We start from the raw sequence: 12,089 nt of genomic DNA on the forward strand, positions 1-12,089 counted from the left end.
TAATAAAATACAAAATGCCCGATCATCTTCTTCCCAAACGCTCTAGCAGACAGGAGGCAATGCGGCGCGCAGCACCTGATTCTCCCATGCGGCGAAGACCATTTTCAGCAATTAGTTGCAGTCGGTCGGGGTCGCGTAGTACCTGCTGTACGACATGGGCAACTTTAGCTGGCTGGTCAACTAGAATTAACGATGGCCCTAAAAGACGAGATTGAGCTTCGGCAAAGGCTGGGGTAAATTGTGGGCCATTACCGGGAAGGGCGATCGCAGGTTTCCCCAAACCGACAAACTGTTCTGTAGCTGTACCAGCCATAGCGATCGCTAAATCTCCCTGATGTAAGCAATCGTTATAAGCATCCTGGGTAAGAATTACAGTGCCATTTTCTTTTTTAAATACCACTTCAGAGGGATGAACAGTAAACGATGAAGCATCTAATTTACCGCTTTCATCATTTTGCTCGTGCCAACCTTGTAATTCCAAACTTTGACGCAGCGGTTCTAAATTTAATCCTGGTGATATTGCGCCTAAAAACATCACCGGACGAGGTAAAAACGCCTTCATTAAGCTAAGGCAAGACTGAAGAATTTGCTGCCAATTCGCGTAAGCTTCTGGTGGTCTAGAACCTGGGAGAAGAGTAATAATAAGCGATCGCTTAGTTTCTTGCAGTTCAATATCTGAGGCATAAAATACCGATGGTCGTCTAGAAGGTTCCAAACCGTCCATCATCGGGTTCCCCAAATCCAAAGCAGGGATAGAGAACTTTTGCAAAGTCTCGGTTGTCAGTCCATCTCTGGGAAAAACTGCCTTGCAGCGCCGACGACTCATTAGCCAACGCTCCCAAGGCAAGTATACAGAACCCGACCAACCTTCCCAACGTTCTCGCCGCGACTGACGTGGCAATGGCCCAGCTTCATCTCGCAAATAGTATTCTGACTTAGCGGTGCCGACAAAAGCGTAAGGAACGCCACTCAACCAGGCAAAAAGCAGGGGTACAATGTCTCCTACCGCCAAGATTGCTCCACCGCGTTTGCAAGAACGGCGAATTGCTTGGTACTGGGCGAGAGTAAGTTGCAGCAAACCGCCTTTAACATCTCGCGCCAATTGCCGCCCATCCATGTATATAAAGCCACCGGAGGGCATCGTTTGCACCTTGCCAATGATGGGGATATCCAACTGGGCGTAGGCGCGTCCATCGCCCACTAACGGTAAAGCAGCTAATTCTAGAGAATCAGACTGTTGCTGGAGTTGTTGCAAAATCGCACAAGCGATCGCATCCTCCCCATGACCATTACTCAGGCATAATATCCTCATCAAATACCTCTTCCACGGATGTTATATTTTAAACTTTTGATGTTTCTTAGCCCCATCTGTCGATTGTGGGGAGGGCTTGGGGGTGGGGTTCTAAAAACCTAGTGCAAGATGTCCCACCCAAATTCTTGCATCCCAAATCAGCACCTTGGAACCTGAGAGCAAAAGCAAGGGTCTTTCTTCAACAAAGCCACTTAAGCGATAAACCATTATCCTGTCTTAGCAGAAAATATTCCTTGTCAGGTATTTTCGGCAATGCCTCTACAAAATTCAATTTTTTAGAATATGCGCGTACCATCCCTTGCCATTTATACCTTTGCTCTCCTGGCTGCCGCAGATTTAGGTTCCAACGCTTTAGCCAGCACCACCCCATCACCAACTCAAACACCAGAAGCGGAAGCCACTAACCTTGTTGTCCCGGTTAATAGTGCCACACCAGTAGCAACAACTTCAACCCAAAAACTGGCAAATGCCAACCCAGTTGTCCCGGTTAATACTGCCACACCAGAACTGGCAGATGCCAAGGTAGTTGTCCCGGTTAATAGTGCCACACCAGTAGCAACAACTTCAACCCAAAAACTGGCAGATGCCAAGGTAGTTGTCCCGGTTAACACTGCCAGACCAGTATCAACAACTTCAACTTCAAAACCAGCAGATGGTAACAGAGTTGTTGTCCCAGTTAATAGTGCCACGACACCACCAGTTAGAGCAATTGCGGCACCAGAAACTATAAACACGCCTCAGTTTACACCAACAGCTCAGACTCCAAGAACTACCCCAACTCGTGTCAATTCCTCAGATTTGGTAGTCACAGCAACTGATGTTCAAGTGGTGGGAGTCACGGGGGAATTGCAGCAAGTTGCCCAAAATGCGATTAGCACCCGTCCCGGCGGAGATACCAGTCAAAGTCAGCTGCAAAAAGATGTTGCAGCGATTTTGGAAACCGGACTATTTGCCGATGCAAATGTGACTACTTATGCTGAGAAAAATGGCTTGAGAGCAGTCTTCCAGGTTTCACCAGTGGTAGTGCGAAGCGTTCAACTTTCCGGCGCGCAAGTCCTCACGCCAGCAGTTGCCAACGACATCTTCAAATCCCAGATAGGGACAAACATCAGCCCAGCGGCAATAACCCAAGGTGTCCAACAAATCAAACAATGGTATGAGAAAAATGGTTACACACTAGCGCAGGTAATAGCTGTGCAACCGGGTCGCGATGGAGTGCTAGCAATTCAAGTTGCCGAGGGTATTGTCGGTGATGTCAAAATCCGCTTTGTAGACAAAGAAGGTAATCCAACTCAAGGACGTACTAAAGAGGATTTCCTGCTGCGCGAGATCAAGCTAAAGTCAGGTCAACCGTTCCGCGTGGATGTGGCAAGAGGCGACTTGCAACAACTGTATCAGCTGGGACTATTTGAGAACGCCGATGTTTCTCTCAACGGCGACCCCCGAAAAGTGGATGTCACTTACGAACTAACCGAGGGTAAATCTCGTTCTGTCAACGTTGGCGGCGGCTACAGCGACAATAGCGGTCTTTACGGTACGCTTAGCTACAACGATCGCAATTTGGGCGGCACCAACCAACAACTAGGCGGTAATCTCCAGGTAAGCCCCAGAGACGTACAGTTTGACGGTAAGTTTAGCAGTCCCTATCGCGCCAGCAACCCCGACCGCCTGGGATATTCCGTCGATGCTTTTCGACAGCGGGAGCTTTCCGCCACCTTTAATGAAGATGTGAAGCTGCCAAACGGAGATCAAGTTAGGGAAGGACGGTTCGGCGGCGGCGTAACAGTGACACGACCAGTGGGTGATTTTCAGGGTTCGGTGGGATTGAACTACACCCGCACCAGCATACGCGATCGCGATGGCAATCTCTCCCCAGTCGATGAATTAGGCAATCGTCTTTCCTACAGCGGAAATGGCATTGATGACAAAGTGGCGCTGAGTGCTGGAGTCGTTCAAGACCGCCGAGACAACCCGGTTAACCCCTCTAAAGGTTCGCTACTCAGTCTCAGTACGGAACAGTCAATTCCAGTCGGTAACGGCAATATTTTGATGAACCGTCTGCAAGCAAACTACAGCCAGTACGTCCCAGTCAATCTCATCGGCAACAAAAACGCAGAAGTGCTTGCCTTTAACGTACAGGGAGGCACAACAATTGGCAACCTGCCGCCCTACGAAGCATTTAATCTTGGCGGTATCAATTCTGTACGCGGTTACGGCAGTGGTGATGTCGCCAGCGGTCGCAGTTTTGTCTTAGCCTCTGCTGAGTATCGCTTCCCAATTTACCAGCCAGTCGGGGGAGTTTTATTCGCTGACTTTGGCTCAGACTTAGGTTCTGGCGACACAGTACCAGGAGAACCCGGAACGGTGCGCGATAAGCCAGGGGCTGGCTTTGGCTACGGAGCAGGTCTGCGTCTAAGTTCACCCATTGGCTTGATTCGGGCTGACTTCGGCATCAATAACCAAGGCGACAGTAGGCTGCAATTTGGTATCGGGCAACGATTCTAATCTAATTCTAGAGTTTTCTCATTACCCAGCTCACGCCTGGGAACGCATTCCGTGAGGGCGTAAACTGGGTAACGAGCATTACCTTTAGAATTAATTAGTCCTTCATCCTTTGCGATCGCATGGATACGTTAGTAGGCAAAACTTTGCAGGGTGGCAAATACACTCTCTTAGAAGAACTGGGACGGGGTGGGTTTGGTGTCACCTTTAAAGCTACCCATCACTACTTGGGTCAGTTTGTGGTGATTAAAACCCTCAACGATTCTCTGCGTCAACATCCTGACTTTGCCCGGTTCCAGCGCCAGTTTCAGGATGAAGCAAGACGCTTGGCGTTGTGCGTCCATCCGAATATTGTTCGGGTGAATGACTTCTTCATGGATGGTGGGTTGCCTTACCTGGTGATGGACTACATCGCTGGTCAAACTCTGCAAGCTGTGGTGTTTCCAGACAATCCTCTGCCAGAGACAACTGCTATCCACTTTATCCGGCAGATTGCAGCAGCTGTTAAGGTGGTGCATCAAAATAATCTGCTGCATCGGGATATCAAGCCGCAAAATATCATTCTGCGCGGGGGAACTCAAGAGGTAGTGCTGATTGATTTTGGCATTGCGCGAGAGTTTACGCCCGACTTGACTCAAGCTCATACAAATATTGTTTCTGAAGGGTATGCTCCAATTGAGCAATACTTACCCCAAGCAAAGCGGACTCCAGCAACAGATGTTTATGGTTTAGCGGCAACGCTTTACGCTTTGTTGACGGCACGAGTCCCAACTCCGGCAACGATCCGAAACAGACAACCGATGCCAGCACCCCGCGATTTGCGATCGCATCTGAGTCCGGCTGTCAATCAGGCGGTGATGCGCGGGATGGCTGTTGATGTTCAATACCGACCTGGAAGTGTGGATGAGTGGCTATCTCTATTGCCATCTCAGTTTGAGGGCCCCAGCAGTATGTCAATTACGGCGATGCCAACAAACACAGCCCCTACGGTTGCTTTTGTGCCTCAGCTTGCACCAGAAGCCAAAAAAAATCAACCCCTCCCTAATCCTCCCCGCAAGGAGGAGGGAATTAAATTCTCCTCATTACTGAAATGGCGCAGTGTTTTGATTGCTTCAGGAATTGCGATCGCTTCGGGAATTGCGATCGCTTTTAGTTCCAATTGGTTCGCGCCTCCACAAACCAAATCGCCAAACGCTGAACAACCATCAATTGAAAAACCACCAACTCAGGATGCTAGCAGCACTGCTAAACCTGTAAAAATTAAGACCACTGCTACTCAACAGCAACCAGTCCAAAATCAAAGATCGTCCCGCAGAAGAAGATCCCAGCAACAACGCGATCGCTCTGGCGTACAAACGCCGCCACCTGAAGTTACAATTCCCGCCACGGGTAATCCTGTGCCGAATACTTCCACTGCTGGAAGTGACTCGAATCAGGAAGCAACTTCAAAACAGGATGATAACGACTCGCGGATTGAGAAACTAAAAGAAGACATCCGCAAGCAAAGAGAGCAGTATCGCCAACAGCAGGATGGCACGGCAAACTCACCAAAAGTTCCTGATGTTAGCGTGGAAGTTGTTCCTGCTCCCGCACCTGTGCCGCCGCCATTTTCTCGTAGCGATCGCAAGCCCTCAGATTCTGCACCCGCTTCCTCATCTGGGGATAATACTGCACAACCACCTTCAATCACCGTCCCGGTTATCAAACCAGAACCTCCACCCGCACCCGTAGCCGAAAAGAAGCAAAAATTTGAGCGAGAAAAGCCAGAGAAGCCAGAAAAGTCAGAGAAGTCAGAGAAGCCAGAGAAGGATAAGGATAAAGAGTAGGCGATCGCATTCTCACCGATCCATGTAGTTCGGATATTACACCCTAATAATTTATCTGGAAACCTCCCGAAACTCTCCCCACCCCTTCAACAAATATATATAATGGGAAGTGTACGACATGGGGCCTTAATGGTTTCGACAGGTTGGCGAACGCTGCCCCGTGATTCAGGTCGAGAGTGAGTCTTCTCTCGGAAATACCGGGCTCAAAAAAAAAGTAAATGCGAACAACATCGTTCCTATTGCTCGTCGTCAGGCAGTTGCTATTGCCTAATTTCCTCTAACGAGGCATCGAGCGTCTGTAGTCCGACTCCGTTAAAGACCGCAGACACCAACCCCAACGGATGCTCTAGTAAGCCTTCACTGGTAGACTTGCTAGCTAAGATAAACCGGTGCATCCTGTCATCCGGGATAATGGATGGTTCCCGCCTTGAGGGTCAGATAGGCTAAACCTGTGAATGAGCGGTAGGTTAATACCCAATTTGGACACGGGTTCGATCCCCGTAGGCTCCACTTAAATTAAAACTTCAAAAATCACCTTATCAAGCATAAGGTGATTTTTATTTTGGCTGAATTTTACAAGAAAAAAAATGCTCCCTCAACTTAAGTTGAGGGAGCATGGTCTTTACTGATGGGTGTGAGAAGCTTTTAGTTCACCTATGCTTCTAAACAAAAGTCTAACGAGCAAATGTGACATGAATGTGACATTCAGATAGCGATGCTGTGACTATTTTTATAAGCTTTAAGCGAGGCGCGAAAAGATGTAAAATCGCGGGTTGGCAAAAAACCGGGTTCTTCAATAAAACAAGTTTCTAGCTGTTGGAACTATTTTAAATATATTAGGTCAAAAACCGCGTGAAGCTTTCTTTAAAAGCGATCGCTTCTACCGAATCCCATCCTTATTAAAAAAATACTGCTAAATTAGGCGCTGGCAATTCGGTATCATTAGTAAGGATTTTTACCTCTTAACTTGGCGTTTCTCTATGCAAAAAACCAAGTTGATCCATCAAGTCATCGTTGGTTCAATGTTTTCCTTTGCCCTAGCGACTCTGGGAACCCAGATGGTACAGGCACGGCGGATTATTTCCCTCCCGGAAACTAGATGTGTAAGTAGCGGCCCTGGCCGTTGGCGACCGGATAAGTCTGAGGTGGCTATAGGCAGAGCAGTCTATAAAAATGTTTTGCACATGGGGCCTGGTAATACCTATGTGGCAATGACCTGTAAAATCATGCCGGATGGCTATGAAACTTACTTTCAGACACTAAATCTGGAGTATGGAATGCAGGACAATGACAGAGGTAGCCCTGGTAACACGATCAATATTTACTTAGATGGACAGCGGAAAGATTCTCGCACTGTTACGCCTGGACAGAAAGAGTCTGTTTCACTTGATGTTACCAATGTCAAGAATGTGGCGATAGAAACCATCTGTTCCGACCAACCGAACCGAGGGCAATATTGCGGTCGAGTTTATTTCTTTAAAGCTGCACTGGTGCCTTATCCGCCGCCTCCAGAACCGAAAAGATAGCAAAAGTGCGCTCACCTTAAAGGGTGGCGCTACGTAAACTAAGCCTGCCTCGGCAGGCTTTATATAAAGTCCGCGCACCAAGGACTTTAGTCGTGGGGCATCACAAAGATGGTTCAGTTGTTGGGCTTGGTGTGGGGCTAGGACTCTCGGTAGGACTGGGACTTTCAGTGGGAATTGGGGTGGGACTGGGACTCTCGGTGGGACTGGGACTTTCGGTGGGGGGCGGTTGTTCGTTCAGCTTTTGTTTAGCTGCGGCAACTACTTCCTGTAACTTGTCTTGCCAGTAGCGAATTTGGGGGAAATCGGGGTCTTGGGCGATCGCGATCGCATCTTCCCATCTACCCTCATTAAACGCTTTTTGTACCTCATTAAATTTAGCTTGGGCAGTTGCCCAATTATTCGGCCACTCTTGCAGCACCTCCTTAACTTGCGAGTAAGCAGCACTGCTGGCGGGAATGGATCTTACCAATGCGATCGCGCCCGGTAAATCGCCTGACTGGAATTTTTCCGTTGCTTGTGCTATGATGTCGCCTCCTTTATCCACAGGTGGCGGCGTTTCTGGCGGTTTTGTCGGAGTTGGCTTGGGAGTTGGTGTTGAACCTGCCGAGGCAGTAGAAGCACAATTTATATATTCACTAAACACCCACCCTTTTATCGGCGAATTAATTTCCACCCAGCCATTCTGCTTGCTGCCAGTCACAGATAAACTCGTACCTTGTCGAACACTGTCTAGAATCCTACCTTTAGGGTTAGTGCGGACATTTAATGCTGGAATTGTAACTTTGCAAGTTTCTTGTGATTTATCTAGCCCTTGATTGTCAGGATTATTTGCAGTTCCACCGTCACCCTGTCTTGATTGTGGAGAAATAGCCAAAAACAAACCTCCCCCAAACAGCAAAGCCATCACCGCAGCCCCGATAATCAGAGGAAACTTATTAGAAGGAGCAACAGTAGCACGTGACTGTTGACTAATTGGTGGTGGTGGCGATGGTTGAGGTCGTTGGGGCGGAACAGCCGCAACCGTGTACTGTTCAGACAACGACGGTGGGGGTTGTGAGATAGGTTTCTGCGGCGTTATTCTCACTGGTAACTGCTGTCCGCTTAGAAGATACTGCAAGTCTTGTAGCGCTTCTGCTGCCGACTCGTAGCGGTCTTTGAAGTGGTAGCGGGTCATCTTAGTAAGGACAGCTGCCAACCCTGGACTGACTGATACCAAATGCAGCCAGATAATTTCACCCGTTTGGGGATCTTCGTGCAATTGCAGCGGCATTAACCCAGTCAAAGCCTGGATAGCAATGATGCCCAGCGCATAAATATCGCTGTTGAAACGGGGTCTACCTTGCGCCTGTTCTGTAGGCATATAGCCAGGAGTGCCAATGGCAACAGTAGCACTTGCTTGTGCTGGATTTAATGCCTGAGTCCGGAGTTGCTTAACTGCGCCAAAGTCAACCAAGACTAACTTATTATCTGAGGAGCGGCGGATTATGTTGTCTGGCTTGATGTCGCGATGAATTACACCGTAGTTGTGGACAAATGCCAGAATACTCAAGAGTTCTTGCAGCATCTGAATTACTTGACTTTCTTGCCAGCAATAACCGGGAGAAAGTTCCGCACTTAAGGGATGTCCATCGATGAACTCTTGTACCAAGTAAAATTCTTGGTTTTCTTCAAAGTAAGCTAACAGCCTGGGAATTTGGTCGTGATTTCCCAGCTGTTCAAGAGTTTCGGCTTCGCTGGTAAATAATCGTCTAGCCGTTTCTAAGAAGTAGGCGTCGCTACTAGCGGGTTTGAGGTGCTTGACAACGCAAGTTGGCGCACCGGGACGACGAGTGTCTTTAGCAATATATGTTTTTCCGAATCCCCCGGCACCCAAGGCTTGGACAACTTGGTAACGCCCGTCTAGTAACTTGCCCAACATGGTTTTTTGCTCAATTATTCTTAAGCATTAGAATCTGTTTAATGCCTTTTTTAGCTTGACATACGCCTGGTTTGTTTGTGTAGAGGCAACTATAGCTCTCTTGTTTCCTTCCCAGCCAGGGCCTGAGAACGAGGGTAGCGATCGCTCATCGGTAAATATCGATATAGTGTATCCCGTTGTTGATACGGACGACCCAAGTCACTGATAGTTTCCTGCAAGGTTTCTACGGACATACAAGTACCGCCTTGTGCGCCTGCCATACTGGTAATATGCTCCTCCATTAAAGTGCCGCCGATGTCGTTACAGCCCCATCTGAGAGCTTCTTTGGCACCCGCCAGACCAAGCTTAACCCAACTGGGTTGATGATTAGAAATCCAATTTCCTAAGAAAATTCGCGCTACAGCGGTAAGTAGCAGTGCATCTTCTAAAATTGGTTGGTCGCGTCCTACACGACGGCGCAAAGGTTTGGGGGCTTCTTGACCGACGAAGGGCAGCAGGATAAACTCTGTGATCCGGGCGGGATATCCTTTTTCTAAGGCGGTTTGTTGGAGACTTCGCAACTTATCTAAATGGTCTATTTGCTGTTCTGGTGTCTCTATGTGACCGGAAAGCATGGTGCTAGTGGTAGGCATTCCCAACTTGTGCGCCGTTCCCACAATTTCCAGCCAAGTTGCCGTATCCAGCTTTTCCGGACAAAGGACGCGCCGCACCTCATCATCCAAAACTTCCGCCGCCGTTCCAGGCATCGAGTCAACGCCAGCATCCAAGAACGCCGCAATTACATTAGCATAACTAAGCCGGTCTTCCCTAGCAATAAATTGCACTTCTTGAGGCGAAAAGGCGTGCATATGCAGTTGAGGAAATTCCTCTTTAATTGTCTTAACCACTCGCAGATAATAAGGCAAAGACGCACTGTTGAGTTTTGCCTCAAGATTTAGTCCCCCCTGCATACAAACTTCCGTCGCATTCCGCCGGACTGCATCTGTGGCTTTTTCCAGAATTTGAGCGCTATCTAACCAAAATGCGCCGTCTTCCCCATCATCGCGGCGAAACGCGCAGAAACTACAGTGCTGTTCGCAGATATTGGTAAAGTTAATATTGCGATTGATAACGTAGGTAACGATATCGCCTGCTTGGTTTAGTCGCAGTTGGTCAGATGTTTCCTGAATCGCCGTCTTAATCGCTGGGTCAGTTTGCTTTAATAGTACAATCCCCTCTTCTTTCGACAAATCACAACCCGCGAAAGCCCGCTTAAGAATGGCATCAACAGTTTTAGTAGTCACAGCAATTCCGGTAAAACTAGGAACACCTTTTAATTCTGGCAGGAAATCCTGTTTTGGTGCATCTTGTCCGCTGCTTCACTCTTTGCTTAGCGTTCTAATCGTCTAAATCGCTAACGCGCATGGCTTCTCTAACGCTAACGCGGTTAGTTTCTATTTTTTCTAGCAACTCTTGAATCTGCTGATTGATGTTTTTCACATTTAAGCGATCGCTTGCCTGAATTTGCCCAGAACGAGCGATCGCTGTTGTATACTCTGGCTGGTTACGACAGGTTTTGATAACGTCCGTAAGCTTCTCTGGTTCCCCAGGCGGAACCAAAAAACCAGTTACGCCGTGTTCTACTAAATCAATTACGCCACCAGCCGCAGATGCGATCGCAAGTTTTCCCCACAGCATCCCCTCCACAATAACTCTACCAAAAGGTTCTGGTGCTATTAAATTATGTGCCACTAAATCACAAGATTTCATCAGCGGTACGACATCCGAACGAAATCCTAAAAACTTAACTTATTCCTCAGTTATTTCACCACGCACTCTACTTCCCAAAAAAGCTGTTTTAATAGCCTGATTGGTGATTACTAATGATGCAAAACAATTGGTTATTAAAGCTCAACCGCGATTAGTGCTGCTAAAGTTGGTTGAAACATAATATTTTATGTAAGTGATAACCTAGAGGACGACTCCAAAAATTGTTGGTTTTACTACACCTAACAATTACCCAAATGTGATTTTTGTTAGTCAGTTATTGGCTACAAATACATTGCAAAAAAAGTTAATCCCTATATCTGCATTCCCAGCCCCAAGCCCCTAATCCGCAGTCCCCAACCCCTCTGGAACCACATCGTGAAAACGGGTATAGTCAATCAAGCGTCGCCCATCCTGTCTCCTATCCGAAGTGAAAATATCTACAAAACGCATATTCCACAAAATTTCTTTATCCGAAAAAGAGTGACGGGCATGGATATTTTGGGAAACTGTTTCGTCTAGCCCGATTAGTGTAATCACAATGTCAGTTTCCGTCTGGGCAAGAGTTTCCAGCGTAGCCCCATAGAGGGGACTTGTCTCATCAATCGGGTGCATCACCGTCCACGACAGGGCAAAGATAGGTGTGTGGCTGCGAACCAGTTTCAAGTCGTAGAATCGGCGCATAAATTCGCCCTCACGGTTGATTTCGTTCCGCACCATAGTCACGTTTATCTGGGCTTCTACAATAAAGTTACGACGCTGGTTGGCAGCCCGAAACATCAAAGTTGGTACGCCATCATAGCGACTAATCACTGCTACGCGACTGAAAAGGACTCTTGCTGTCGGACGGGAGAACCGGGCGAACATTAGACCGCTACCCATAGCAATGCCCAAAAGTCCGACCAGTGATTCAATTGTGACTAAGAAATTTACGTATAGCGTGCGCGGATACATTGCACCGTACCCGATAGAAGCCATTGTTTGAACGCTGAAGAAGAAGGCATCTTTAAAGGAACCAGGTTGTGCATTCTCTATGCCGTCGCCTCCTGCGAGATATGCGATCGCAAACAGGGAGTTGGCGATCGCATACCCCAAAGCCAACAGTACGAAAAACCAAGGCCAGGATATTGTGAGTATTAAATAATACAAGTCGCCCCAGTAAAATCGCGAGTTACCCCGCCCCACGACGTTAAACTGTCTATTCGTGCTTAAAAAGCGCTTAGACGAAGATGGACGTTGCCTTTTTGCCATACATTATT

General features: G+C 47.8%; 7 protein-coding genes, 1 other RNA gene and 1 pseudogene. 4 read left to right on the forward strand and 5 right to left on the reverse strand.

All coding sequences use genetic code 11. The annotated features are described in order from the left end of the window. Window positions 1–22 precede the first annotated feature (22 nt). Window positions 23–1,312 carry a lipid-A-disaccharide synthase-related protein gene (locus H6F74_RS08040; RefSeq protein WP_190438814.1) on the reverse strand — a complete coding sequence of 430 codons (1,290 nt, stop codon included), beginning with the start codon at window positions 1,310–1,312 and terminating at the stop codon, window positions 23–25. A 282-nt stretch (window positions 1,313–1,594) separates the two neighbouring features. On the opposite strand from H6F74_RS08040, the gene H6F74_RS08045 reads away from it, so the two are divergent. The 4 genes from H6F74_RS08045 to H6F74_RS08060 all read left to right on the forward strand — a co-directional run bounded on the left by H6F74_RS08045 (window position 1,595) and on the right by H6F74_RS08060 (window position 7,166). After that, the gene (locus H6F74_RS08045; RefSeq protein WP_190438817.1) at window positions 1,595–3,817 is read left to right on the forward strand and encodes a BamA/TamA family outer membrane protein; all 2,223 of its coding nucleotides are present in this window, start codon (window positions 1,595–1,597) and stop codon (window positions 3,815–3,817) included. Between the two features lie 119 nt (window positions 3,818–3,936). Next, the gene (locus H6F74_RS08050; RefSeq protein ID WP_190438820.1) at window positions 3,937–5,640 is read left to right on the forward strand and encodes a serine/threonine protein kinase; all 1,704 of its coding nucleotides are present in this window, start codon (window positions 3,937–3,939) and stop codon (window positions 5,638–5,640) included. A gap of 120 nt (window positions 5,641–5,760) precedes the next feature. Continuing rightward, window positions 5,761–6,153: a transfer-messenger RNA gene (gene ssrA, locus H6F74_RS08055) on the forward strand. Window positions 6,154–6,620: 467 nt separating this feature from the next. Then, window positions 6,621–7,166, forward strand: a complete 546-nt coding sequence (locus H6F74_RS08060) for a hypothetical protein (RefSeq protein WP_190438822.1) — start codon at window positions 6,621–6,623, stop codon at window positions 7,164–7,166. A gap of 100 nt (window positions 7,167–7,266) precedes the next feature. Here the strand turns inward: H6F74_RS08060 and H6F74_RS08065 are convergent, their stop codons facing one another. From H6F74_RS08065 to H6F74_RS08080, 4 genes and pseudogenes are all read right to left on the reverse strand, one after another. Next, window positions 7,267–9,084, reverse strand: a complete 1,818-nt coding sequence (locus H6F74_RS08065; protein WP_190438826.1) for a serine/threonine protein kinase — start codon at window positions 9,082–9,084, stop codon at window positions 7,267–7,269. A gap of 89 nt (window positions 9,085–9,173) precedes the next feature. Beyond that, window positions 9,174–10,367 (reverse strand): 7,8-didemethyl-8-hydroxy-5-deazariboflavin synthase subunit CofH, encoded by a 1,194-nt coding sequence (gene cofH / locus H6F74_RS08070; protein WP_190438829.1) that lies wholly within the window; start codon window positions 10,365–10,367, stop codon window positions 9,174–9,176. Between the two features lie 94 nt (window positions 10,368–10,461). Further along, window positions 10,462–10,860: pseudogene (locus tag H6F74_RS08075) on the reverse strand (glycosyltransferase); the annotation flags it as partial. A gap of 312 nt (window positions 10,861–11,172) precedes the next feature. Continuing rightward, complete coding sequence (locus tag H6F74_RS08080; RefSeq protein WP_190438834.1) at window positions 11,173–12,081, reverse strand: ion channel; 909 nt, start codon at window positions 12,079–12,081, stop codon at window positions 11,173–11,175. Window positions 12,082–12,089 lie beyond the last annotated feature (8 nt).

It is taken from the genome of Trichocoleus sp. FACHB-90, from assembly GCF_014695505.1.
Taxonomy (GTDB): Bacteria; Cyanobacteriota; Cyanobacteriia; order Cyanobacteriales; family FACHB-T130; genus Funiculus; species Funiculus sociatus.

Bases quoted from the DNA above. Each gene is read 5' to 3' on its own strand.
- H6F74_RS08050 (WP_190438820.1), top strand. From the start codon at position 3,937: ATGGATACGTTAGTAGGCAAAACTTTGCAGGGTGGCAAATACACTCTC.
- H6F74_RS08045 (WP_190438817.1), top strand. From the start codon at position 1,595: ATGCGCGTACCATCCCTTGCCATTTATACCTTTGCTCTCCTGGCTGCC.
- H6F74_RS08080 (WP_190438834.1), bottom strand. From the start codon at position 12,081: ATGGCAAAAAGGCAACGTCCATCTTCGTCTAAGCGCTTTTTAAGCACG.
- H6F74_RS08065 (WP_190438826.1), bottom strand. From the start codon at position 9,084: ATGTTGGGCAAGTTACTAGACGGGCGTTACCAAGTTGTCCAAGCCTTG.
- H6F74_RS08060 (WP_190438822.1), top strand. From the start codon at position 6,621: ATGCAAAAAACCAAGTTGATCCATCAAGTCATCGTTGGTTCAATGTTT.
- H6F74_RS08040 (WP_190438814.1), bottom strand. From the start codon at position 1,312: ATGAGGATATTATGCCTGAGTAATGGTCATGGGGAGGATGCGATCGCT.